The sequence below is a fragment of the Calothrix sp. NIES-2100 genome, from assembly GCF_963875285.1.
In the GTDB taxonomy this organism is placed as follows: domain Bacteria; phylum Cyanobacteriota; class Cyanobacteriia; order Cyanobacteriales; family Nostocaceae; genus Aulosira.
Genome location: NZ_CAWNLA010000001.1, coordinates 8,641,643 through 8,667,814, shown reverse-complemented (window position 1 = coordinate 8,667,814; position 26,172 = coordinate 8,641,643). Strand labels below are relative to the sequence as shown.

Here is a 26,172-nt window from a genome sequence, read left to right as displayed (position 1 = left end):
AAAATGACAAATCTTAAACCTTTAAAGCGATCGCAACTTTACTTTGAAAGATTGATGGCACTCACTGCCACAGTAAATTTGTGTTTAGTTTTGTTTAATTTAAGTTACGTACCGTGGCGAGATTTTTACTGGCGAAAATTACCCCAAATTACCCAAATTTACGATCCAATTAAGGGAATTGAACCCCACCGAGAAACAAATAATTATCTGAAAACAGTAGATGCATTAGAAGAACAGGTAAGCCAAACAGGGTTACAATCGCCTCAGGTACAAACAAAGCTAGAGGAAATCAGCCGTCTCAGCACTGAGATGGTTGACAGTAATCCTTTTGCAGGTGTCGGTAAGAGTGGGACATTAGAGAAAATCAAAAACCGGATGCGCGATCGCCTCGGTCAAGAATCAGCCAAACTTGCTTTTAGAACTTTTTGGAGTCAAGCATATTTATCTCAAAAGGGTTGGAATCAGGAGATTAATTTTTTTAACCAGAAAATCCGTCCTCTAATTTCCACAAACTACTACCGCCGCATTGGCGAAGATGGGGATTTAGTTGATAATTTTTGGCTAATTGACTTACCCTTTATCGGTTTATTTGCTTTCGAGTTGCTAGTACGTAGCTTTTTTATTAAACGCAGTCATCCTGGTTTTAACTGGTTAGATGCTGTATTGTGGCGTTGGTACGATCTATTATTATTGCTACCATTTTGGCGATGGTTGCGAGTTATCCCCGTCGTTATTCGCCTCGATCAAGGGCGGGTATTAAATTTACGCCCAGTATGGCGACAAATTAATCAAGGAATTGTTGCCAATTTTGCCGAAGAAATTACAGAAATTGTCGTAGTCAGGGTAATTAACCAGATTCAGGGATCAATTCAGCAAGGTGAATTCACCAGCTGGTTAAAGCAACAAGAGAACCTGCGCCCATATATAGATATCAATAATGTTAATGAAATAGAAGCGATCGCCGGACTTTTAGTACAAACCGTCGTTTACCAAGTACTACCGCAAATTCAACCAGAGATTACCGCCATTTTACGCCACAATATCAACACCGTTTTCCAGCAAGTACCCATGTATCGTAACTTGCAAATGCTTCCAGGAGTAGGGCAGACACAAACCCAGATCAGCGATCAACTAGCAACCCAAATCACAACTAACCTATATAAAGCAATAGTCAGTGCAGTCGAAGATCCCGTAGGCGCAAAACTCACCAGCAAACTAGTAGAACGTTTCAGCCAAGCCCTAGGTGCAGAAGTGCAGAAAAAACAAGTACTGACAGAACTTCAGAGTTTGCTGTATGACTTTTTAGAAGAAGTCAAACTTAACTACGTTCAGCGTTTATCGCAAGAAGATATAGACCAAATTGTCGAGCAAACCAGGCAATTACGGACAAAAACTCCATTTGGTCCAGTAGTGAACAGTAGTGCGCTAACCACAAGGGACAAGTAAAGGAGATTAGGGAAGGGAGACAAGGGAGACAAGGGAGACAAGGGAGATAAATGCCCAATGCCCCTTGTCCCGCCACAAGCCCAATGACAACTGACAACTGACAACTGACTATTGACTACCTTCAAAAGAAATGCGCTAAACTCAGATTAGGTCGAACCTTATTTAGGTTCGTCACAAGACTTCTTGGAAGATATCCCTATCGCAGGAAGTGGGTCGATGCCCACTTTTTTTATTGGATTTTTGCATGACTCATCCCTTAGTCCCACAAATTATTGAATTGGCGACACCAGTGGCACAAGAACTGGGATTGGAAATCGTTGGCGTGGTTTTTCATACTAACCAACGTCCACCAATTTTACGGGTAGATATTCGCAATCCCCAGCAAGATACTGGATTAAATGATTGCGAACGCATGAGCCGTGCTTTAGAAGCTTCCTTAGATGCGGTGGAGATCATTCCAGATACCTATGTCTTGGAAGTGTCTAGTCCCGGTATTTCGCGACAACTGGTGACAGACAGGGAGTTTATCTCCTTCAAAGGATTTCCTGTAATCGTTTCCACTTCTCCACCCCACGACGGACAGCAAGAGTGGACTGGTCAGTTGATTCGCCGGGATGAGCAAACGGTTTATTTAAACCAAAAAGGTCGTGTAGTCGAAATTAAGCGCGCCCTAATTACTAGGGTACAGCTGGATGAGCGCCGGAGCTAGGGACTAGAGGCTAGGGGCTAGAGACTAGAGGCTAGAGGCTAGAGACTAGGGACTAGAGTAAAACTTTTCTCTAATCCTTAGTCTCTTACGCGTAGTTTTTACTATCGCTTCCCTAGTCCCTAATTCCTAGTCTCTAATCCCTAGTCCCTAACCCCTAACCCCTAATTTTTAAAGGAGATTATTTATGTCAATGGTTAGTTTACCTGGATTAAAAGACTTAATTGAAAGTATCAGTCGTGAGCGTAATTTACCTCGACTTGCAGTGCAATCAGCAATTAGAGAAGCTTTGCTAAAAGGTTACGAACGCTACCGTCGTGCCCAAAATTTAGAACGCAAACAGTTTGACGAAGATTACTTTGATAATTTTGAGGTAGAACTCGATATCGATGGAGAAGGTTTCCGCGTTCTTTCTACCAAAACTATTGTAGAAGAAGTTAGTAACTCCGATCATCAAATATCCTTAGATGAAGTGCAACAAGTAGCACAAGAAGCTCAATTGGGAGATTCTGTAGTGCTGGATGTCACCCCAGACCAAGGAGAATTTGGTCGGATGGCGGCGATGCAAACCAAGCAGGTACTGGCACAAAAACTGCGGGATCAACAACGCCAAATGGTGCAAGAAGAATTCCAAGACTTGGAAAGCACTGTTTTACAAGCACGAGTGTTGCGGTTTGAGCGTCAATCGGTAATTTTGGCTGTGAGCAGTGGCTTCGGTCAACCAGAAGTAGAAGCGGAATTACCAAAACGCGAACAATTGCCCAATGATAATTATCGAGCCAATGCCACCTTTAAGGTATATCTCAAAAAAGTTTCTCAAGGACAGCAAAGGGGACCGCAGTTATTGGTGTCGCGAGCTGATGCGGGTTTGGTAGTTTATTTATTTGCTAACGAAGTTCCAGAAATCGAAGATGAAGTGGTGCGGATTGTGGCTGTAGCACGAGAAGCCAATCCCCCTTCCCGTTACGTAGGTCCACGGACTAAAATTGCAGTTGATACTCTCGATCGCGATGTCGATCCAGTAGGTGCTTGTATTGGCGCGCGGGGATCACGGATTCAAGTAGTAGTCAACGAATTACGAGGTGAAAAAATCGATGTCATCCGTTGGTCTCCAGACCCAGCGACCTATATTGCTAATGCTCTGAGTCCAGCACGGGTGGACGAAGTACGCCTCATGGACCCAGAAACTCGGCAAACACATGTACTAGTAGCTGAAGATCAACTCAGTTTGGCAATTGGTAAAGAAGGTCAAAATGTCCGTTTAGCAGCCCGTTTGACTGGTTGGAAGATTGACATCAAAGATAAAGCTAAATATGACTATGCAGGAGAAGATGCCAAATTCCTTGCAGCTCGTGCAAAATATCAAGCAGAACAAGAAGAAGATGAAGAAGATGATGATGATTTAGATGATCTATCAGAATTAGAAGATGATGAAAATCAGGAAGAATTAGAATTAGAGGATGACTCTTTTGACAATAACGATGACGAGTAGTTCAGCGATCTCTGACATTTTTAGTACAATTCTTTACAGGAACTTAACGAAAAATTACCTGAGATTTAGCAACTTGGGACAAGTAAAAATAGATGGGCAACCGCTATTTTCTGGGCCAGATAGCTGAAGTGAGGTAGTATAGAAGCAATGAAACCGAATTATCGGCGATGTATAAGTTGCCGCCGAGTAGCACTCAAAGAAGAGTTTTGGCGGATTGTCCGCGTCTTTGAGTCGAGAACGGTACAATTAGATGAGGGCATGGGGCGTTCTGCCTATATTTGCCCGCAAACGAGCTGCCTACAAGCGGCTCAAAAAAAAAATCGACTAGGGCGATCGCTACATGCAACAGTGCCAGAAACACTGTATCAGACATTGTGGCAGCGTCTAGCCAAAAGCAATAACCATTCATCAAATTTTAGTTTAGGAAATTTGTGGCGGTAATCCCTAGAGGAATTGTGCCAACAGCCGAACCGAAGCTAGGAACACATCCTCTCTAGATTGCTGGTGTTAGTGTCAAAATAGTAAAGGGATGTAGTTGATAAAAGCCTCGCATACAATCTTTGAGAGGCAAACCAATACTCCCAACAAGTTTTACTCGATTGTGTTGTGGAAGACTCAGAATCAGCAAAACAAAAAACTACAAAATGGCAAACTGGTAGCGCTACCGCGCGGTTAGGCACCCATCGTCATTGGTGGTGGAGATGCCAAAATTAACCCGAGACATCTCTCTTTCCTGATTGGAGGCACCGACAAAATCTAAACGGCAACCAAAAAACAGTAGTCAAAGGATGGAGATGTCACAAACCAGGCAACCATCCGCTAAAACTGTAAATTAAAGGGGAAGAGTGCATGAACAACGGCAAAGTTAGAATCTATGACTTATCAAAGGAATTAAATTTGGATAACAAAGAGCTATTAGCAATATGCGACCAGCTCAACATTGCGGTCAAAAGCCATAGCAGCACAATTTCAGATTCGGAGGCAGAACGCATTCGGTTAGCTGCGGAAAAACTCGCAGCTACGAATGGCATGCCTAAAAAAGAAAATATAACCAGTAATTCAGCAACCCTGTCACAAACTGGCAATAGAAACCGACCAGCCCAACCTCACAAACAACAAATTTTGGAAGTTCTTAAACCCAAAATATTGAGAAATCCTACCTCCAACGCCTCAGAGGCGTCAGTGGCGACGAATGCCCACATGGCTTCGTCTGATGCCAATCCTCCTTCACCTCCCAAGCCCTTCGCTACACCAGTCTCACCCATGCAGCCGACGGCACCAACTCGACCCGTACCCCGGAATTTATCTGAGACCCCACAGCAACCAGCTGTCACAGATGCGGCTCCCAAGCCTAATCCACAGCCCACAGAAAAAATAGCGGCAGAAAAACCGGAAAAAACAATTCCATCCCGACCGAAACCAGAAAAACCGCAAAAACCCCAACTTTCTGCCCCGCCAGCAAGACCTGTGGCAGAAGCAGCGCCAGCACCAGAACAGCTAAATCAAGCAGATAAACCGATCCTCAAGCGCGAACGCCAAAAGCGTGTCGAAGACGAACGGGAGCAGATTAAGCCCAAGGCTGCTAAGCCAACAACCGACCAAACTCCACAATCACAACCACAAAGACAGCCTCGTTCTTCTACTCCAGGTCCAGTTAAACCAGAGCAAAGAGGAAATCGAGCGCCTGGTTCATCAGCACCATTCGGGGATACACAAAGACCCAGCAGACCAGTACGTCCCAGTGAAGCCGTAGCCGCAATGCCGATCGCTACGCCACCAAGACCAATGCCTGGTGGACAAGGAAAAGCAGCAGCAGTCATCGATGAGGTAGTCCCGGGCGATATTCTCGACCTCAAACGCCCCACACCACCAAGACCAGCTAAAGGTGGTAAGAAGTGGCAGGAAGAAGAAATTATCGATGAAATCAAAGAAAAGCCAGGCAAATCTGGCGTAAAAGGCAAGCGAGTCAAGCCCGTCCTCGATGATGATTTTGAGGATGAAGATTTACTCGATGAAGAAGGGCTGGAAATACCAGCTACAGTCCAGGTCAGCCTTTCCATTGCCCGCCCTCCCAAACCAAAAGCAGCTCGACCCACACAGCAACCAGCGATCGCAATTGCCGGACCTACAGCTAGAGGGAAAAAATCTAGTTCTAGAGACCGCGACCAAAATCGCCGCCAAAATAATGAAGTAGAAACCAAGCGGGAACGTCCAGAAAAAGTCGTGGTCACAGGTCCACTGACAGTGCAAGAACTCGCTGACCTCTTGGCTGTGGCTGATACAGAAATTGTGAAAATTCTGTTCATGAAAGGCATGGCGGTGAGTATCACCCAAAATCTCGATATTCCCACAATTATTTTGGTAGCAAAAGAGCTAGAAATAGAAGTGGAAACTGCCGAGCCAGAAGCAGAAGCCCGCAAAGTCACAGAAATGCTGGATTTGGCAGACATGGAAAATCTCCATCGCCGTCCACCAGTAGTGACAATTATGGGTCACGTAGACCACGGCAAAACTACACTGCTGGATTCGATTCGCAAAACCAAAGTGGCAGCAGGCGAAGCAGGTGGTATTACTCAGCACATTGGTGCATACCATGTGGATATCGAACATGAGGGACAGCCACATCAAATAGTATTCCTTGATACCCCCGGTCACGAAGCCTTCACAGCCATGCGGGCACGGGGAGCAAGGGTGACAGACATTGCCGTTTTGGTAGTCGCTGCTGATGATGGCGTGCGTCCGCAAACCATTGAAGCAATTAGCCATGCTCAAGCCGCCGAAGTGCCAATTGTCGTCGCAATTAACAAAATAGACAAAGAAGGGGCACAACCAGAGCGCGTCAAACAAGAACTTACCAACTATGGTCTGACCGCAGAAGACTGGGGTGGTGAAACAATTATGGTTCCCGTGAGTGCGATCAAAGGCGAAAACCTGGATACACTCCTAGAAATGATTCTCTTGGTAGCAGAAGTCGGCGAACTATCTGCTAACCCAGATCGTGTTGCCAAAGGAACTGTGATTGAAGCTCATTTGGATAAAGCCAAGGGAGCAGTTGCTACCTTGTTAATTCAAAATGGTACGCTTCATGTAGGCGATATGTTGGTAGCAGGCTCGGCATTTGGTAAAGTGCGGGCAATGGTCGATGACAGAGGCAGAAGAGTCGATGTTGCTAGTCCATCCTTTGCGGTGGAAGTCTTGGGTTTAAGCGATGTCCCAGCAGCAGGCGATGAATTCGAGGTCTTCGAGAACGAAAAAGAAGCACGCGCCTTGGCTAGCGATCGCGCCGACAAACAACGTCAATCCCGACTATTACAGGGACGCGTTACCCTCACAACTCTATCGGCTCAAGCACAAGAAGGCGAGTTGAAAGAACTCAACTTGATCCTCAAAGGAGACGTGCAAGGTTCAGTGGAAGCTATTGTGGGATCGCTCAGACAAATCCCGCAAAACGAAGTCCAAATCCGGATGCTGTTAGCTACCGCTGGGGAAATCACCGAGACAGATATCGACTTAGCTGCTGCTAGTAACGCCGTGATTATTGGCTTTAACACCACCTACGCCAGTGGAGCCAGACAAGCCGCCGATGAAGCGGGTGTAGATGTTAGGGAATACAACATCATCTACAAACTCCTGGAAGATATTCAAGGAGCCTTGGAAGGTCTGTTGGAACCAGAATTGGTGGAAGAACCATTAGGTCAAACCGAAGTCCGTGCCGTCTTCCCAGTCGGTCGTGGTGCGGTTGCCGGTTGTTATGTCCAATCAGGCAAACTAGTCCGCAACTGCAAAGTGCGGGTACGTCGTGGCGGTAAGGTGATTTATGAAGGCGTTCTCGATTCCCTCAAACGGATGAAAGAAGATGCCCGCGAAGTCAATGCCGGTTATGAATGCGGTATTAACATTGATAAATTCCATGATTGGGCTGAAGGTGACATCATCGAAGCCTATCAAATGGTTACCAAGCGTCGCACTCTGACAATGACAAAGTAGTGCTGAGTCTATTAGTGCTGAGTTATCAGTCAAAGCTCTGAGTTTTGAGTTCATCCTCAAAACTCGCAACTTAAAACTTACAACTCAGTACTTATAACTCAGAAGGCATGAATTTAACTATGTCCTCATTTCGCTCTGAACCTATTTTGTGGATTCACGTCGCCGGATTGGCGACGTTGCCGATTTTTTTATTTTTGTGTTTGTTGTTCCTATCCATAGGTGAGCCACTCTTACCTGTATGGATGGAACTATTTTTAGTAGCCGCCATTGGAGTTGTGCCACTTTTGTGGATGCAATTCCGTCGTCCTTTTTACATATTTGCTATTTTGGGAGTTGCACTCAAGCCAGAAAATCTGACTGAGCAGCAACGAAAGATTCTTTGTTTAATTAATACAAATTTAAATCGCGTGCTGACCGTTTTGGCCGCAATATTGTTAGTAGGGGTGCTGTGGCAGCTACACCAAATTACTCCACTGGTAGCAAACATTGCCAGTTTTCTACCCCAATGGCGGATTGTGGGATTACTGCTGGCGGCTCTAGCGTTTTTCGCCAGCAATCTGTTTTTGCAAATTCCCGTGAGTGTAGCCAGAATTTTGGTGACAAATGACACAGAATTTGCAGCCATAAAACCATTACCTTTAGAAAAGATTCAGCAGGATTTCACAATCGTAGGGGTGCGGGTTAATCAAATAGTGCCGCAGTTATTTCAATCTCTGTTAGGTCTTAGTCAGAATACCCAGCAGCCCAAAGAGCAAAACCCCGATGAACATTAGGTAGATTTTGACAATCTCCTGTGGGCGGTAACCTCGAAATGAGAACTGCTATTAATTTTGAAATTAAAACCAAGGAATGAGAAACTATGGCTCAAATTCCAACTTCTAGCGGCCAATTTACTAATGATAGTGAAATTTGGCACAGCCTTAAATATGCGATCGCCGCTAGTTCTGGCTTTCAACGCTGGCAACTAGAACGTAATGTACAATTACAAGGGCTGCGTTTAGAACAACAAGTACAGCGGTATTTACGGGAAACTTTAGAAACACTAGCTTACTAAAAATCCATCCCATATTCTCAGTTGGCTAGCAAATAATCAAGTTGACGGTAGCCACTCTCCTTCAACTTCCACTTCAAATACTGAAGAATTTAAAATTATTTCCTAGGGACTGCCAATTAAAAAATATCTCATCAATAGGGTGTGTTCAAGAAGTTGAACGCACCCTATTGGCTTTGAATACCACATTTGGGGTATTTATTCTGAGAGTGTAATATTTATTAACAAAATAAACACAGTTTTTTATTTACGTATTTCATAATTTAGCTGATCATTCGCTGATGATCCGGTATAGTTTTGCATGGGTTTGGCAGGTAGATAAGCTGCTACCAGCAACCTTGTTTAAGTTCACGTAATTCAGCACTTCACAGACCTAAAAAATGAAATATCGGGGTTTTGACATTTTAAGAGCCAAATATCTTCGCTGTGTTTTTGGCAGTAGTCTCACATATAATCTACCATTGCGAGCCGGACTAACTACTGCGTTAATTGTTTCCACTGGTTTAACACTATTACCTGGTGTGGTAAATGCCGATCCCATCCGCCAGGAAGCGATGTCTACGACGGGCTACGCCTACGCGCCAACTCTGACAGCCCAAGTTCCCAGCACTGCAACTGTAATTTACGTTAACCCAGCCACTGGTGCAGATACTACTGGTGCTGGTGCAACAGCCGCTGCGCCTTACAAAACTATTACCTTTGCCCTGAAGCAAGCCCAAGCGGGTACAGTCATTCAACTCGCTCCGGGAACTTACGATCAGCAAAGTGGAGAGATTTTCCCACTCTTGTTGAAATCAGGAGTAACGCTGCGAGGTGATGAAGCAAGCAAAGGACAGGCAATACAGATTACAGGTGGAGGCTTTTACACCAGTAAAACATTTGCCAGACAGGATATTACTATTCTTGGTGATAACGGGACAACGATCGCAGGTGTTAGTATCACGAACCCAAATACACGGGGTACAGGTGTGTGGGTAGAATCCACCAATCCGTTGATTACAAATAACACCTTTACTAAAAGTGTCAGAGACGGAGTTTTTGTCACAGGTACAGGAAATCCGAAAATCGAAGGCAATATCTTTGTGCAGAACACGGGTAATGGGGTTTCCGTGACTAAATCTGCCCAAGGCGAAATTCGGAATAACTTATTTCAGGATACTGGTTTTGGGATTGCGATCGGTGGTGCTTCCACTCCTTTAGTTGTAGAAAACCAAATTATTCAAAACCAAGACGGTTTGTATATCTCCGAAACTGCTAAGCCCATCCTCCGGAAGAATATCATTCAGAACAATAAGCGAGATGGGGTGATAGCTACTATTGATGCCCTACCAGACTTGGGTACCAATGAAAATCCTGGTGGTAATCTCATACGTAATAACACTCGTTATGATGTGTACAATGCCACTAAAACCAATAAGATTCTCGCTATTGGCAATGATATCGATCAAAAGCGCATTAATGGTTCAGTAGAGTTTGTTGCTGCTAACGTTGGTGGTGCTACTGCCTTTATTGATGTACCAACAGGTTACTGGGCAAAAGTCTATATTGAAGCTTTAGCCTCCCAACAAATTATTGCTGGCTTTCCTGATGGCAGTTTTAAACCGAATGATCCTGTAACCCGCGCTCAATTCGCTGCTATTATTACCAAAGCTTTTGCACCGCCTGTAAAACGCCCAGGCATTGAATTTAAGGATGTCAAAAGCAATTTTTGGGCTTACGCTGCGATTAAATCTGCTTACCAAAGTCAATTTGTCTCTGGCTATCCTGATGGTACATTTAAACCACAGCAACAAATTCCCAGAGTGCAGGCTTTAGTTGCTTTAGCTAGTGGTTTAAATTTAACTGCGGACAATCAAAATGTTCTCACCTTTTACACTGATGCAGCTCAGATTCCCAATTATGCCCTGAATCAAGTTGCAGCGGCGACGGCAAAGCAATTAGTAATTAACTATCCCACAGTTAAGCAACTCAATCCTAATCGGGATGCAACTAGGGCTGAAGTTGCAGCTTTTGTCTACCAAGCACTAGTTAATGCTGGACGTGCGCCAGCAATTCCATCAGCTTATGTAGTCCAGGTTCCGTAAGTAGCAGTTATAACATTTCACTAAAAACCTGAACTTGTAAATTTCGCCTAGGGCACGGCATTGCCGTGCCCCTACCAACGTGTTTGGATCATAATTAAAGTGAAACGGTATCAGCTGATTGCCAACAGCCCAAAAGCCACAATCTGAAATTTGATTCCCAGAATTGTCGAGTTTGAGGATGAAATTTTAGAATGGCGATCGCCTGAATACAGCAGATAGTAACAATACTCCGAAAGAAGAAAATTCTGCCCTGAATTTCTTACCTATAGTTGTCACAGCAGCGCCAACTCAATACTTTTGAAAGCCACTCTCTTGCCTCTCTATTATGCGATCGCGCCTATTGGGTCGGGGGATTGGGCAGATTAAGCGCGATCGCGCCTGACAACGCAACAGACAAGGCACGATCACATCTACTTTGATGCAAACTTAACCCAATAATTACTTTCTTGCTCAAATTTAGCTATTCTTTATTTATAAATAAAATATAAAAACTCTCAAAAAAAATTGACTTTATATATTTCGCAATGATAAATTTCTTTATTCTAGAAATTTTCCTAACGTTTCGCAAATGAAAAGCCGACTTGAAATATTTGAATATAGAGGATATTCAATCCAAATTCAGCAGGATCAACAAGATGAAATTACCGGAGATATCCACTGGACTTTTTGTTGGGGTAAAAATGGACAACCTCTTAGACATATAGGAAAAATATTTACCGGGTACGATACTGCGTTGGAGGAAGCTGAAAATTTTATTGATACAAGAATTATCAATAATGCTTAATGAAATTGTTTTATTGTCAGGTAGGTTATACAAAATCACTTCAGTTGGTGATGAAATACTAGGGGATTGGGTTTATTCAAATGAGACTTCTGAATCTCATATTTTTTATTCCGATGCTGTTGCGGGAATTAAGATGGAAATTCCAAAAGAATTAATGTCAGGAGTGAAGATCGTACCAATTTGCATTCAGAACCGTAATTTAGAAATTCAGAAATTCCTATCTCCGATTCCCAATCCCAAATTCCAATTTTGAGAGTTACGTTTTAGAAAGCGGATTGGTATCACCACCTGATTTTTTATTGGCAGAAATGCGATCGCATAACTAATTTTGTTTATAGACAGCGATGCGATCGCGGTTTGTTGACTTAATTCCTGACTTGTAACGCTGCCTCAACTTCAGTATCAAAGAAAAAGAAGAAGAGGTAAACTTAGCTTACCTCTCCCTGTACTATTCGATTCTCTTAATTAAAGAATAATGTCGCTTGCCACTAATGCTGGTGCGCCTGCAAGCTGAATTTCCAACTCAGGATTCAAGTTATTGAAAACGTTAGCTTGGAGTAAACCACCTGCATAACGAACCTGACCAATTCCTGTGAATGCAGCAGCGCCAATGAAAACAAATGCTTGATTGCCGGCTAGGAAGGGGTTAGCGTCGATGTTAGATAAATCGATGCGATCGCCTAATAAGAAACCGTTGCCATTAAAGTCCGTAATCACATCGTGTGACAAACCAGGTTGACTGTCGGAAACTGAGTTGAACACGAAAACATCATTACCTATTCCACCAGTCAGATTATCCTTCCCACTACCGCCGTTAATTGTATCGTTACCAGAGCCGCCATTAATTGTATCGTTGCTTAATCCACCAATCAGGCTATCATTGCCGCCACTGCCGTTGATTTTATCATCCCCGGAGCCGCCATCAATTGTATCGTTGTCAGAGCCGCCATCAATTATATCGTTGCCTAATCCACCCAAGAGGCTATCGTTACCTAAGCCGCCGTTAATTGTATCGCTTCCAGCACCACCATTAATTGTATCGTTACCGCCATTACCGTTGAGGACGTTATTCAAGGTAGAGCCAATAATTGTCTCACCGCCTTGGCTACCTTCAACATTCTCGAAGTCGATGATAGTTTCTGTATTTCCGCCACTGATTGAAGTTAAGCCTGTTGATAAGTTGATGGTGACTGTAGAACCAAAGGTGACACCGGAATAATCAATCGTGTCGATACCAACTCCACCATTGTGGACATCGAAGTTGACACCATCATCATCAATGACGCGATCGTTGCCACTATCGCCTTTTGTTGAGTCAGTTCCGCTACCAGCGTTAATTGTATCGTCGCCTAAGCCGCCGTTAATTGAATCTTTGCCTAAGCCACCAATCAGGCTATCCTTGCCTAAGCCGCCGTTAATGATATCATCCCCAGCGCCGCCATTAATTGTATCGTTGCCGCCATTACCGTTGAGGACGTTATTCAAGGTGGAGCCAATAATTGTCTCAGCGCCTTGGCTACCTTCGACATTCTCGAAGCTGGTGATAGTTTCCGTATTACCACCACTGACTGAAGTTAAGCCTGTTGCTAAATTGATGGTGACTGGGGAGAGGAAGGTGACACTAGAATAATCAATTGTGTCGATACCAACTCCACCATTGTGGACATCGAAGTTGATAAAGTCGTCATCAATGACTCTATCGTTGCCGACTCCGCCGTTGACGCTATCTTTGCCCGCGCCGCCGTTGAGGACATCGTTACCCCCGTTACCGTTGAGAGTGTCGTTGTCTGCGCCGCCATTGAGCGTGTCGTTAGTGCCAAGAGCATTCAGAATGTCGTTACCGTTGAATCCGTTGATGATATCAGGCCTATCGATACCAGCTAAAGGATCAAAGATACCATTCAGGGCAGAGCGAAATATCAATGGAACACCGTTGACGGTGTTGTTGTCATTAAAATTGCTACCGTTAATAATTGCCATAATCAGCATCTCCTGAAATTAAAGGCTAAAGAAACTAACTCGTCACCTCCTGATGAGGAAACGAGGTGTATAACTGAAAAGCCTGACGGAGTGAAACTACCGCTAAAAGCTTTAACTACAAGCTTTTAATCTATTTTCCGAAAATATCCGGTCTGATTCACAGGCTTATTGACAATGAAATGGCGATCGCTTTGCGAACAATCCCATACTCTAGTCAAATCTTCTAGTTTTGTGATGTAACAGCCAGATAATCTTTTGTTAGGTAACTGGGCTAAAAAGCTTGCTACCTCTGGTTTATCAGTCGCTTTTCACTCTTTCAGTGTTTTTACTCTATTCGGAATTCAAATAGTATGTGTATTACCTCCAAGGGTACTTTTTTATTGGAGTCGCATATTGGCGAAATTATTTAGCAACATCCTGAAGATGATGCCTTCAGTTTGGTTAAACAAATCCAAAATTTTTATTTCTAGTCAGGACATTTCATTCGTACAAAATAAAAGCGCCAAGACTGACAATTTGTTAGCTTGGCGCTTTTGTGATTGTAAATTTTATTAAATGAGGGTCTCATAATTTAACTGACCCTTATTTAAAGTTGATTTATATTCAGGGTCTTTATATGGGCTGACCCCGTTTGAACAATTTTCAGTTTCTCAGATATTTTTTGAATTTCCGATTTTCTAATATTTTTTTTATTTTTTCTGTTTTTATATTTCTAAAGTTGAACAAAAGTTAAGTAATCTCAATAATATAAAGATATATCAAGGAAATTGTTAAAAAATTCATCACTCAACTTTTCCCCAATTTAGGAGCGTTTTTGTCGGCCTCCTTCCCAGCGCCAGAGGAATATCATCAGCGCCACAATTCCTAGCTGAAGCAATAGATTAGGTAATGCACTCTCAACATCTCTTCCAGCAAGCAGTTTAAAAAAAAATATGAATGCGCCGATGAAGCCAGAAGCACCACCAGCCACATAGATGAATTTTCGCAAGCCGCGATAGGGTGCTACCATTTCCGCTTTCAGGCGAGCATATTGTTCAGGGTTCAGGCGACTTTTGGGATTTTGTTCTACCATAAGTACATACTATGCTATAATTCTAGATTGTGTACGCCGATGTGGCTCAGTGGTAGAGCAGCTGATTCGTAATCAGCAGGCCACGGGTTCAAATCCCGTCATCGGCTTTTAATTTAAGTATTCCTGTATACAGAAGTATACATAATTTGTACAGTGACTAATTATCTGTCGTCGGTGACAGATTAATGTCGCTGTACACAAGCTGATAGTCATGACTGACAAATCTTTCTTATCAGCATACCGTTTTTTTAAAAGAGCTACATCCAAATAATTTTGCGTAACCACTTACTAAAAACGCAGGGCTAGAGAATAGTCTTTTTCACTCAGGACTCAGGTGAAAATCCAAAATACAATCAGAGTTTGAAAGATTTGTGCCAACATATTGCATACATTACGAATTAATTTCATGTACAAAGTATGACAATGAAGTTCAGCAACCTGAGGTTGGAGCTTTTGCAAACAGTTTGGTCAAAACTAGCTCTAAGTTATCGGGCTAAAAAGCTGCGGCGATGGGTGCTGGGTTTGGTGACAGTAATTTGTGCGATCGCTTTAACAAATTGCATGACACCCACCCCAAAAGCGCCATTGCTACGTATTGGTACAAATATGTGGCCTGGATATGAAACTCTATATTTGGCTCGTCATCTAGATTATTACAAAGATCAACCCATTAGCTTAATCGACTATCCATCAGGAACAGAAGAAGTCAGAGCATACCGCAACCACGAAATAGAAGGTGCGGGATTATCCATCGATCAGGCTATGCTACTGGCCGCAACGCAAAAAAATCTCCGTATTATTGCGGTGATGGATGTTTCCAATGGTGGGGATGTGATTTTGGGGAAGCCAAACATTGCTAACATCAAGGCTTTAAAGGGGAAGCGAGTTGGTGTTGAGTCAACCGCCTTGGGAGCTTTCTTTATTGCTAGGGCGTTGGAAAAAAATGGTCTGTCTCCCAAAGATATACAAATTGTCTCCTTGGATTTTTCCCAGCATGAGCGAGCTTTCAAAGAAAACAAAGTTGATGCGATCGTCACATTTGGGCCGCCGCGCTTCAAGTTGCTAGCAGCTGGTGCAAAACTGCTATTTGATAGTAGTCAGATTCCCGGTGAAATTGTTGATACCCTAGTTGTCAGTGAAGAAGCGATCGCCAATAATTCTCAAACAATCCAAACTTTGGTTAACGAACGTTTCCGCGCTTTGGATTACTTCAACAAAAATCCTCAACAAGCTGCTGGCCTGATAGCGCCACGCACTGGAGTTACTTCAGGGCAAATTTTGGATGCGTTCAAAGGGATGCACCAACCGAACCTGCAAGAAAATCAAAGATTGCTCGATCAAACTGATCCCTCCTTAGCTAATGGGATGAAACGACTCGTCCAGGTGATGGTAGAACACAAATTAATGCCACAAGCAATTGACCCTACCACCGTTCTCGATGATCGCTTTGTCAAAATCGCTAAACTTTAAAATTGCTGCACCAGATCCAGTGTCTGCTATGAAACGCTTCCCCTTTCCCCTACGCTTTTCAATTCCGGCGGTTTTAATTTTGTTCGGTACGGTGTTAGGGCTTATTTCTTTTAATCGAGAAATAGCTGAAAGTAACCGCAAAACTGAAGAAAACGCCAGCCATTACGTGCAATCACTGGGAAGTGAAATAGCAGGTATCTTAGATTACCTTTACCGGGGAGGGGATGTTGAACAGGCTGAGATTGTCATTAGTCAATTGGGAAGTAATCCCCGATTGCCCTTGATTTTCCTCGCTAATGAGCAAAATCGTATCCTGCTATCAAATCATTATGAATTACGAAAACGTTTGGTGAGGGATACGGAAGCAGCCCCTAATTTATCCAGATTTACTACCGTGCGCCAGAAAATGGCCGGGGAAGTAACGCTTTCTGGTGACAGACGCTACCTCAGAGTTATCTATCCTGTGCTTTTGCAAGCTCAACCAGGAGAAATCCGTGCCTCAAGGGTGGGCATACTGTTCATGGAGTATGACCTGGTGAGCGAAAAACAGCAAGCCTATGCTGCGGCTTGGCATCACACAATGGTATCCAGTTCCGTCTTAACATTATTTTGTATTGGCTTATGGTTCTTCTTTAACCTCACCCTCACTCGTAGAGTTGACCATTTGGTTGCTGTTACTAATCGGTTAGCCAATGGAGAATTAAGCGTCCGTGCAGATTTATCCGGCTCGGATGAACTTGCCCAAATCTCGATTGCTTTTGATCGCATGGTTGCGGGGATTCAGGAAAATACAAAAGCTTTACATCGGCAAAACGCCACCTTAAAAGCCCAACAAGAAGCGGCGATTGACGGCATTTTAATTATTGACGAAAACAGGAATATTATTGCTTATAATCAGCAATTTTGTCAGTTATGGCAGATTACTCCCGAAATTGCAGAGACTAGCGATCGCCAATTATTAGAATTTGTGCTTGCTAGTCTAGCCGATCCTGAGGAGTTTTTGGCAAAGGTAGAGTATTTATACCAACATCCTGAAGAAGCTAGCCGTGATGAAATTATTTTTAAGGACGGACGCACTTTTGATCGCTATTCTGCCAGCGTGATTTCTCAAAGCGGTGAAATTTACGGCAGAATTTGGTATTTCCGGGATATTAGCAATCTCAGAAAATCGGAAGCAGAAATTAAACGAGTACAAAGATTTTTGACTTCGATTATTGAAAATATTCCCAACATGATTTTTGTCAAAGATGCCCAAAGCCTGAAGTTTGTTCAGATTAACAAAGCAGGTGAGGAACTATTAGGTTATTCTCGACAAGACTTACTGGGTAAGAATGACTATGATTTCTTTCCCAAAGAAGAAGCAGATTTCTTTACTAGTAAAGATAGGGAAATCCTGGATTCAGGTAGCATTTTGGATATTGCAGAAGAACCAATTCAAACCAAAAATTATGGGACGCGAATTTTGCATACCAAAAAGTTACCAATTTTTGACAATACAGGTAACCCACAGTACATAATGGGTATTTCCGAGGATATTACCGAGCGTAAGCAAGCAGAAATCGAGTTGCAGCAAGCAAAAGAAGCCGCAGAAGCAGCTACTCAGGCTAAAAGTGATTTTCTAGCGAATATGAGCCACGAAATTCGCACACCGATGAATGCGGTGATTGGGATGACGGGAATTTTGCTAGATACAAACCTGAATTCTGAACAACAAGATGCTGTGGAGACAATTCGCTCCAGTGGTGAAATTTTACTATCTTTGATTAATGACATTTTGGATTTCTCGAAAATTGAATCAGGCAAATTGGAACTAGAATCAGAACCGTTTGATTTGATCAACTGCCTAAAAGAATCTATTGCCTTACTAGCTAATAGTGCCACTGCTAAAGGATTAGAAATCAGCTATGATTTCGCCGCAGATGTACCCACCGCGATTGTGGGAGATATCACCCGTCTACGGCAGATTTTAGTAAATTTACTGAGTAATGCCATCAAATTTACTCACAATGGTAGCATCACTGTGACAGTTACAGCCCAGAAGGCAGATTTAGCAGTAGAATCTGCTGCTGTCCCTTATCAACTACAGTTTGCTGTCCGAGATACAGGGATTGGCATTTCCTCAGAGAAACTCAATCGATTGTTTCAGTCTTTCAGCCAAGTTGATTCCTCCACTAGTCGCCGCTATGGGGGAACAGGTTTAGGATTAGCTATTAGCCGTCAACTCAGTGAATTGATGGGCGGAAAGATGTGGGTTGAAAGCCAAGTAGGAGATGGCTCTACTTTTTATTTCACCATCGTCGCCCCAGTTGCTTCTTCTATAGCGACAACAGAGACTAATGTGCCGTTAAATATTCGCCCAGAAAGTACACCGCCAAATCAACCCAACTCCGTCAATTCTTTTATGGCTGAACAATCTCCCCTGAGAATTCTGTTAGCGGAAGATCATCCAGTTAATCAGAAACTTGCTGTATTAATGCTCAAACAATTGGGATATCGAGCCGATGTTGTCAGTAATGGGGTGGAAGTTTTAGAAGCTATCCAGCAATTACCCTATGATGTGATTTTGATGGATATCCAGATGCCAGAAATGGATGGTATCGAAGCAACTCAGTTCATTTGCAGTAAGTATCCAGTCGGTTCTCGTCCGCGAATTATTGCCATGACAGCCCGTGCCTTGCAAGGCGATCGCGAGGAATGTCTCTCAGTAGGCATGAGTGATTATATCACTAAGCCGATCCGTATCGAGGCGCTAGCTCAGGCTTTAAGCCGATGTGTCCCTGTTGTTTGTGAAAATCAAAATCAGCTGCAAACCGATGTCGAAGAAATAGACTTGGCAGTGATTAATACCCAAGCTCTACAACAGATTCAGGAACTTGCTGGTGAAGATGCAACGACATTTCTGGTGGAAATGATTGACTGTTATTTAGAAGATTCTCCCCAACTGCTGCAACAAATCAAGACTGCTATTGCTCAGGAGGATGCTAAAACTTTGCAGCGACTAGCTCATAGCTGGAAATCCAGTAGCGAATATCTGGGAGCAACAACCATAGCTACTCTTTGTCGAGAATTAGAAGCGATCGCCGCTTCTGGAGTCAGTAATGTTGAGGAAAGACTCTACCCCTTAGAGGCTGAGTTTATAAAAGTCAATGCAGCTTTACAGCAAGAACGTCAAAAAACTTTAAGCGAAAAACTATAAAATCTGCTACATAAAATCCCCCTGAAAAAAGGGGATAATGGGGGATATAGATATGTGCAACTTCACATTAAATTGGTATTAGTGCCAATTTTCAATTGTTTTTTGCTGCGTTTTAACTCTTTCCAAAGCAATTTGATTTGTCTGTAAGCTTCATCTGGTGGAATTTTTCCACCTGTTTCCAGGTTACAGATATAGCTGACTCGTTGGCTAAATTCTTGTAAATTCGCATTGAAAACTAAATTTTTGGGCTGGACTTGACCGTAGTAGCGACTACGTGGGTAAAGAAAATCATTTTTATTAAACAATGATCTTTTCTCCTATTGGTTAATTTATCTTTTTATTACTAGTCAAAAATACAACTAAAGCAATTGATAATTTTTTTAGGCAAAGTTTTGTAACATTTGTATTTAACTATTTGCACATAAATCAAATTAAGTGAATGAGCGCTATGTTCAATATAAGCGATGATAAAATTTCTCTAATGGTTGCAAGATTTGATTGATGGTCGGATCATCAGACTGAATTCTTCCATTAAGAGTAATTTCACACTTTTGCCACCACTCTGGATCTTGCTCAAATAGAGACTTGAGGAGGCTCATAAAATAATTATGACTCCTGTGCTTCCTTTGTCGGTCATTTGTTTGTTGCTGCTGTGATTCTTGCATTATAGAAGCATAAATTCGCAAGTATGCTACAAGTTTCATCAGGTGGGCTTTTTGAGCAAAATGATTCCCTTTTATCCCAAATGACAGATCGCTTTGTATAGTGTTCTGGTTTACTGTTTTTTTAAGTATGTTGATTTTGTTTTGTGCTGACATTTTTAGCTAAATTTTACTTAAATCTCGGAAAAATGACTAATTAGTAGCAAAATAGCTGAAAAAATCTGTAATTATATGTTTTTAGATTAATACTTCCCTTTAGCACTATAGCCATCTTATTTGATGTCTGTACTTACAAGATAGAGGTAGGGAACTGGGAAAAGAGATTTATGTATCAGGGAGGCTCCTCAATGTTTAATTTCATCAGATCCATTTATGTGTTTTAAAGATGCTAACAAGGTTGTATATCTTGGCGGTAAAAAAGAGTAGGGCTAACGTAATCTCAACTCTAGAGGTTGTATAAAATCAGGTTTTTGAACTTTCTAAGTATAAACACTTAGCTTATCAAATCCTTGACGGAAAACAGTTGGACAATAAAATTCGTTAGCCCCACTGTAAACTGACGTACTCACTATAAATTTATGCCTTCTAATTGACCTTTTGTGCTAGGGGAAAAAATCATAAAAAATCAGGTATTTGCAGCAACAGGTACAATGATAGTGAAGTTAAGCAAATCAATAGCCGGATTAAATGAAAATAGATCGCTAAAGAAGCATGAGTTTATAAGTCTGATTCCGCCTGTTTAACTAGTTAATTACCTGGTAAATTTTGCGAATTTTTTCCATATATATTTAGAAAACACCAAAAAATCAAATTAAGTGGATCAGCAAAACTAATTTATTGCGCTTCCCTCCGGGACGCTTCGCTTAGCGCGAAGCTATGCCGAAGTGTTGTTTTTGGAAGGAGTTTAATACCCCATCCCGCAAGTGGCTTGGTTTTTAGGCGTTTTTGCCACTGACCACTGACCAAGTCGCGAAACCTCAGCAGACTGTGGGTGGAGTTTTTTATATAATTGCGAAACGCCCAAACCCCTGGAATTGCTTCCATAAGACAGCGCTCACCTTCTCGCTTGGGAAAGGGAAAGTTTTTTGGTGCGTCTGCTTAGCAAACGACGCATGGGTGGCGTTTATATCTGGCTACCGCTAAAAATATCTCTCCAGAGTGGAAACCAAAAAAACCAACTAGCTAACCGCAGCGAGGAAAGTAGACTCGCTGCGGACAAATGTATATTTCATTTTGCACAACTGCTTATTTCAAATTTGCTATGAGGAGGATGCGCAGTCCGAATAATTTCTCTTAATTCGCATATTTTATGACTAACGCACCGGACAATTTAATAGCACTTACAATCGGGCAAATTTTGCTTAATTCTTGAAGAATTACTCAAACTCAATTTGGCAGAAAGCAGTTAACAAATCTATACAGTTAGCGATCGCACCGAGATGAGCAATTTCGTATCCATGTGTATTTTGTGTCGGAAACGCTAAACAAGCCGCACTACCCACATGACCAAATTTCATGGCGATCGATGCATCGCTACCAAACTGACTTAAAACTGCTAGCTGTACTGTTATATCTCTCTGTTTGGCACAGTGGCGCAGTTGACTATTTAACCTTTCATCATACAAGCCATAGGCATCCTGAGACAAAATTACAGGGCTTTTCCCATCCTCAATGGGATATTCACTCGCTAGCGGACAAATCTCTAAAGCAATCAAAGCATCCAAAACCTGATTTTGGGTGAAAAATAAAGCGCCAATTGCGCCCACTTCTTCTTTAGCTGAGGCTACCAAATAAACATCTACTGGTGGTTGTTTGACTTTTTGTGCCAGAGCTAGGAGAATTGCCACCGAGGCTTTGTTATCTAAGGTGTAACTGGCAATATGATCCTTTAACCTGACTGGGCGCTTGCGATGCTTGCCAATCACCATTCTACTTCCGGGACGGATACCTGCTGCCGCTAATTCCTGTGTGGTCAGTTTTGTTTCAATCCAGGCATTTTCCCACTTGAGGACAGTATCTTCTTGTTGGACTTTTTGGGGCGATTCATGGGATACGTGACGGGAACCAAAGCTGAGAATACCGCTAATGGTTTGATTATCTCCTAATAAATCAACCACACCCTCACCGTAAACCCACGGAAAAGAACCACCAAGCTTGCGGACTTCCACCCGACCATCATCGCCAATAGTTTTAACAATGGCACCAATTTCGTCTTTATGAGCAGTGATAGCAATCGCTTTGTCTGGATTTTTACCAGCAATTTTGGCAATTACATTATCAGCGCGATCGCTCCATACTTCCACACCCAGATTAGCAAATTGCTGGAGCAAAAATTGGTTAATTTCCGTTTCTACACCACTAGGAGAATGGTGCATCACCAATTCTTCAATAATTTTAAATAACTGCTCGTAATCCCACATAGATATATAATTTTAAGCTAAAAATTAAGTATAAATATTTTTACCGAAAATTACATATACAGGGGGCGAGATGCAAGCTATATCCAGAGCCAAGCCAAACTTTTTTCAACAACCAACCTTTGCTTCTTTTAAAGAAGAACGCCTCCATCGCCAGCAACGTCTAGCAGCAGCATTTCGATTGTTTGCGCGATTTGGATTTGATGAAGGGATTGCAGGTCATATCACTGTCCGCGATCCAGAACATCCGGAGCAGTTCTGGGTAAACCCTTTAGGAAAACACTTCGGTTTAATTCGCGTCAGTGACCTAATTTTAGTTAACCAGCAAGGTGAAGTGATTGCAGGCGATCGCCCAGTCAATACAGCAGCTTTTGCTATTCATTCTCAAATACATGCAGCTCGTCCTGACGTAGTCGCAGCTGCTCACGCCCATTCTATCTATGGCAAAAGCTGGGCTAGTCTGGGTCGTCTCCTAGACCCACTAACCCAAGATGCTTGTGCTTTCTACCAAGACCATAGCCTGTTTGATGACTATACAGGCGTGGTTTTAGAAGTAGCAGAAGGTAAACGTATAGCCCAAACATTAGGCAAAAACAAAGCCATAATTCTCAAGAATCATGGCTTGTTGACAGTTGGTCACTCAGTTGATGAAGCTGCTTGGTGGTTTATCACAATGGAGCGTTCTTGTCAAGCCCAGTTATTAGCTGAAGCTGCTGGTAAACCTCACTTAATCAAACCAGAGTCTGCCAGTACCGCACATCAGCAAGTAGGAGGCCATGATTTAGGTTGGTTTAGCTTTCAACCCTTATATGAGTTGGTTGTCCACCAGGAACCCGACCTACTATCGTAAGCTGTGGCTGTTTGCGTCTACGTCTGATTGTAGCGGCTGTACCCCAAGCGGCGATCGCCAATGTACCCAAAGCTGGAGAAGGTTCGGGGACTGACTTCGCCTCAACCGCATTCAGCGCTGAGGAAGCTATCAACTTATGAGTAGCGGCTGTTGGGTGAAATTCATCCCAAAACAAATACTCGTCGGGATTAGAACAAGTGATGGAAGTTGTGGGACTAGTGAATGTTAGACAAGCGTCACTAATATTCTTGATACCCAGTTTGTCTTTATTGGCGATCGTCTGCTCAAATAGAGAATAAGTATCAACATAGATAATATTGAGATCCGGTTTTTGGCTTAAAATGCTCAGAGTTTGTTCTAAGGCTAAGTTAAAAGATTTAGTCGATTTGGTAAGTTCTTCAGCGTCTCGACCACCAATTTTAGCCGCTGGGAGCTTTCCTAAATCTGGCAAGTTAAACACCATCAGATTTTTGACACCAACTGCATCACTTGCCAGAGTATTCAACGCTTGCGATACATATTGGGCTGGGGTGGTAACGTCTGTCTCATCAAGAAACAGAAAATCATTCGCACCTGCCCAGAAGGTATAAAGCGCATCTGGGTTAGCCTTCTGGTTACTGTTTTTTAAAGAATCTGCGTAGCCAAGAACTTGTGCCAGTACTCCAGGTAAGGGTAAATCGGGACGGACAGCATTACCCAAACCAGTAGAAGCACCGCCAAAAGCGAAATTTATCCCTTCTGTAGGATTGATCGGATTAGTAAATAAAGTCGGATGTAAATTTAGCTCATCTCCAAAATCTTCCACCCATAGAGGCCCATTGGAAAAACGCCCATCCGCATAAGGTGGGCTTGGAGGATATGTTTGCCCCGATGCATTATATGTGTTACGACGATCAGAGAGACTATCGCCAAATACATAAAGCTGATCAAATGTAGTAAGACTTGCAGCATTTGCCTTGATTGGCAACATCAAAGGTAAGAGAAAAAATCCTGCTTGAACAAATTGTTTTTTCATGGTTATGCAACTCTGGTGCTATTTGCTCTCTATTAATCTAAAAGACTGGAATAATTTAGATAAAATTACTGATTTTTTCGGCATTTTTTGTAAAAAAAGAGCATATTATCTCTAATTATTCAGCTTATTTTGCGTATTTCTAATGAGATATTGGCAAATTATTTATCAACTATAAGCTAAATTCTCCAGCTATACCTAAATTTACGGAAGTTTTATATAAAAGCCCTATTTTTTTTACAAAAAATTCTAAATTTTTATCCTGAAAATTAGTAGGTTGGGCAATGCCCAGCCCACTTTGCTTAACAAGTGTAAGTACTTAAGTACTTAAAAAAACAGGAATAAAGTCCTAATTACGAAATTATTCAGCGCTCAGGATTAGGTTTATGGGCGCTTTAACTTTAAAGCCTCAACTGCTGATATTCCCTCACCCTGAGTACCAAAGTACCACAGTGCCGCTGCTGCCTCGGCACGAGTTACTGGTTTTTTCGGTTGAAACAGTGTTGTATAACCAAATACTCGACGAATATTTGATTGTTCGCCATTTTGGTAATCAGCTAATACTGCTCTTAACGCTTTGGGGTCAATTTTCCCCACATCTTGAAAACCCCAGGTTTGTTTGACAGCATCTAAGTTAGCTGCTGGTAAGGCTTGGCGGCTATCCAAAGGTATTTTCCACAATAGCAACTGCTCCCGCGTTAAGGGTGCGTCTGGACGGAATAAAACTGTTGTGGTATCTCCAGATAAGGAACTAGGAATTAATCCAGCTTCGGCTAATCCTTGAATTGCCGGAAAATCAGGGTCTTTTGCCGATAAATCAGTAAAAGCAGGTTGAGAGCTTTCAGATGCCAAGCGAATTTGCTTTGCTGGATTGTTAGCATACATTGCATTGTTAGCAGCCACTAGCCAACGAGCATATTCCCGACGGGTGATAATTTTACTGGGTATAAATTGGTTAGTTGTGGCTGGGGAATTGCTTTTAGTAACTTGGGATTCTGAAGACAAAACACCTAATTTTGCTAAGTCTTGGATATGTTGTCGCAGTTGTTGTGGTGCTTTGTTTATATCAGTAAATTCCACAGATGGGGCAGTAGTTGTAACCGCTGCTTGACTACCAGATTCGCTGGCTGGCTGTGTTGCTACGTTTGTAGATTGTACAGGGCCAATAAACTTTGGATCGCCTGGTTGAGGAACATCGTTAGGAGTTTGAGCGTTAGTAGTTTGGCTGTTATTGTTGGTTGGCGTAGGTTGTGCTGTTGTGGTGCTAGAAGGTAGGTACTCAATCAATAATTCAGTGGCTGTTTGTGGTTGATTGGGTGTAGGATTGGTGACTGATTGAGCTTGAATAGAAACCTTTAGCTGCAAATCATTACGTTGCGCCTCAAAAACGCCGCCAACATCATCGGTTGGTTGTTGCTGAATTTGCCAGTTGTTCGCTAGGAACTGGTTACGGTAGAAACTGGTGATAAAATTGCTGGGTTCAGAACTTAGCCAGCGAGTTGATACTTTATTTTCTGTGCCACTAGCAGGTGTAACTGCTTCTAATTTGGCATTGGGATATAAGGGGATATCTTGGGGAAAATCTACTGGTAGTTTAACTGTTGATTCGCTTTGCTGTGCTTGCAGTTGGTCATTTTTAGTTTCGCCAAACACAACTGGGTTAGTTTGCAACTGAGGATCAGCCGCCAAAGATTGTTCCAGGTTCTTGGCGGTGGGACTGTTTGCACAGGCTGTTAACGAAGAAAGTAAAACAGCCAAACTCAGAAAAAAAGCTGGACGTTTACAGGGAAGCACAGGAATTCATCAAATCTAGTGTCAATTTCTACCCTAGCGCAGAGTGATTTGTTATTTGTCAGTTGTCAGTTGTCATTTGTCATTTGTCATTGGGCATTGGGCATTGGGCATTGGGCATTGGGCATTTCCCCGCGTCCCCGCGTCTCTATGTCTCCCTCATCCCCCTCAT

The 26,172-nt window shown here is 42.6% G+C and carries 20 protein-coding genes and 1 tRNA gene; 14 read left to right on the top strand and 7 right to left on the bottom strand.

The genetic code is table 11. The features are described from left to right. Window positions 1–3 precede the first annotated feature (3 nt). The 10 genes from AACU32_RS35290 to AACU32_RS35245 all read left to right on the top strand — a co-directional run bounded on the left by AACU32_RS35290 (window position 4) and on the right by AACU32_RS35245 (window position 11,803). A complete protein-coding gene (locus tag AACU32_RS35290) occupies window positions 4–1,446 on the top strand; it encodes a hypothetical protein (protein ID WP_339378553.1) in 1,443 nt (480 codons plus the stop codon). Window positions 1,447–1,690: 244 nt separating this feature from the next. Continuing rightward, complete coding sequence (gene rimP / locus AACU32_RS35285; protein WP_096606909.1) at window positions 1,691–2,155, top strand: ribosome maturation factor RimP; 465 nt, start codon at window positions 1,691–1,693, stop codon at window positions 2,153–2,155. A 184-nt stretch (window positions 2,156–2,339) separates the two neighbouring features. Continuing rightward, on the top strand, window positions 2,340–3,644 hold the full coding sequence (nusA, locus tag AACU32_RS35280) for a transcription termination factor NusA (RefSeq protein WP_096606908.1): 1,305 nt from the start codon (window positions 2,340–2,342) through the stop codon (window positions 3,642–3,644). Window positions 3,645–3,791: 147 nt separating this feature from the next. Beyond that, window positions 3,792–4,085, top strand: coding sequence for a YlxR family protein (locus AACU32_RS35275; RefSeq protein WP_096606907.1), 294 nt, complete (start codon window positions 3,792–3,794; stop codon window positions 4,083–4,085). A 408-nt stretch (window positions 4,086–4,493) separates the two neighbouring features. Beyond that, window positions 4,494–7,631, top strand: a complete 3,138-nt coding sequence (infB, locus tag AACU32_RS35270) for a translation initiation factor IF-2 (RefSeq protein WP_096606906.1) — start codon at window positions 4,494–4,496, stop codon at window positions 7,629–7,631. A gap of 119 nt (window positions 7,632–7,750) precedes the next feature. Further along, window positions 7,751–8,404 (top strand): low-complexity tail membrane protein, encoded by a 654-nt coding sequence (locus tag AACU32_RS35265; protein WP_096608322.1) that lies wholly within the window; start codon window positions 7,751–7,753, stop codon window positions 8,402–8,404. Window positions 8,405–8,490: 86 nt separating this feature from the next. Next, complete coding sequence (locus AACU32_RS35260; RefSeq protein WP_096606905.1) at window positions 8,491–8,685, top strand: hypothetical protein; 195 nt, start codon at window positions 8,491–8,493, stop codon at window positions 8,683–8,685. A 377-nt stretch (window positions 8,686–9,062) separates the two neighbouring features. Continuing rightward, window positions 9,063–10,766 (top strand): DUF1565 domain-containing protein, encoded by a 1,704-nt coding sequence (locus tag AACU32_RS35255; protein WP_096606904.1) that lies wholly within the window; start codon window positions 9,063–9,065, stop codon window positions 10,764–10,766. 568 nt (window positions 10,767–11,334) lie between these two features. Next, a complete protein-coding gene (locus tag AACU32_RS35250; protein ID WP_096606903.1) occupies window positions 11,335–11,550 on the top strand; it encodes a hypothetical protein in 216 nt (71 codons plus the stop codon). Continuing rightward, entirely contained in the window at window positions 11,543–11,803 is a 261-nt protein-coding gene (locus AACU32_RS35245) for a hypothetical protein (RefSeq protein WP_096606902.1), read from the top strand. Before AACU32_RS35250 ends, AACU32_RS35245 begins: the two co-directional genes overlap by 8 nt. A gap of 212 nt (window positions 11,804–12,015) precedes the next feature. Here the strand turns inward: AACU32_RS35245 and AACU32_RS35240 are convergent, their stop codons facing one another. Together AACU32_RS35240 and AACU32_RS35235 are read right to left on the bottom strand one after the other, a co-directional pair. After that, a complete protein-coding gene (locus AACU32_RS35240; protein ID WP_339378552.1) occupies window positions 12,016–13,530 on the bottom strand; it encodes a calcium-binding protein in 1,515 nt (504 codons plus the stop codon). A gap of 802 nt (window positions 13,531–14,332) precedes the next feature. Then, window positions 14,333–14,602 (bottom strand): DUF3493 domain-containing protein, encoded by a 270-nt coding sequence (locus tag AACU32_RS35235; RefSeq protein WP_096606899.1) that lies wholly within the window; start codon window positions 14,600–14,602, stop codon window positions 14,333–14,335. A gap of 35 nt (window positions 14,603–14,637) precedes the next feature. On the opposite strand from AACU32_RS35235, the gene AACU32_RS35230 reads away from it, so the two are divergent. From AACU32_RS35230 to AACU32_RS35220, 3 genes are all read left to right on the top strand, one after another. Next, a tRNA-Thr gene (locus AACU32_RS35230) sits at window positions 14,638–14,709 on the top strand. Window positions 14,710–15,019: 310 nt separating this feature from the next. Next, entirely contained in the window at window positions 15,020–16,072 is a 1,053-nt protein-coding gene (locus tag AACU32_RS35225) for an ABC transporter substrate-binding protein (RefSeq protein WP_339378551.1), read from the top strand. Further along, entirely contained in the window at window positions 16,041–19,268 is a 3,228-nt protein-coding gene (locus AACU32_RS35220) for an ATP-binding protein (protein WP_096606898.1), read from the top strand. The genes AACU32_RS35225 and AACU32_RS35220 overlap by 32 nt, the downstream gene beginning before the upstream one ends. Before the next feature lie 62 nt (window positions 19,269–19,330). Here the strand turns inward: AACU32_RS35220 and AACU32_RS35215 are convergent, their stop codons facing one another. From AACU32_RS35215 to AACU32_RS35205, 3 genes are all read right to left on the bottom strand, one after another. After that, a complete protein-coding gene (locus tag AACU32_RS35215; protein WP_096606897.1) occupies window positions 19,331–19,573 on the bottom strand; it encodes a DUF7219 family protein in 243 nt (80 codons plus the stop codon). A gap of 147 nt (window positions 19,574–19,720) precedes the next feature. Then, complete coding sequence (locus AACU32_RS35210; protein WP_339378550.1) at window positions 19,721–19,867, bottom strand: hypothetical protein; 147 nt, start codon at window positions 19,865–19,867, stop codon at window positions 19,721–19,723. A 1,439-nt stretch (window positions 19,868–21,306) separates the two neighbouring features. Next, window positions 21,307–22,350: a M42 family metallopeptidase gene (locus AACU32_RS35205; RefSeq protein WP_096606894.1), complete on the bottom strand. Its 1,044-nt coding sequence runs from the start codon at window positions 22,348–22,350 to the stop codon at window positions 21,307–21,309. 70 nt (window positions 22,351–22,420) lie between these two features. Between AACU32_RS35205 and AACU32_RS35200 the strand changes: the two genes are divergently transcribed. Further along, window positions 22,421–23,197 carry a class II aldolase/adducin family protein gene (locus AACU32_RS35200; RefSeq protein ID WP_096606893.1) on the top strand — a complete coding sequence of 259 codons (777 nt, stop codon included), beginning with the start codon at window positions 22,421–22,423 and terminating at the stop codon, window positions 23,195–23,197. Here the strand turns inward: AACU32_RS35200 and AACU32_RS35195 are convergent. Further along, window positions 23,139–24,212: an SGNH/GDSL hydrolase family protein gene (locus AACU32_RS35195; protein ID WP_096606892.1), complete on the bottom strand. Its 1,074-nt coding sequence runs from the start codon at window positions 24,210–24,212 to the stop codon at window positions 23,139–23,141. The genes AACU32_RS35200 and AACU32_RS35195 overlap by 59 nt on opposite strands. Before the next feature lie 381 nt (window positions 24,213–24,593). Then, the gene (locus AACU32_RS35190) at window positions 24,594–26,003 is read right to left on the bottom strand and encodes an S-layer homology domain-containing protein (protein ID WP_096606891.1); all 1,410 of its coding nucleotides are present in this window, start codon (window positions 26,001–26,003) and stop codon (window positions 24,594–24,596) included. Window positions 26,004–26,172 lie beyond the last annotated feature (169 nt).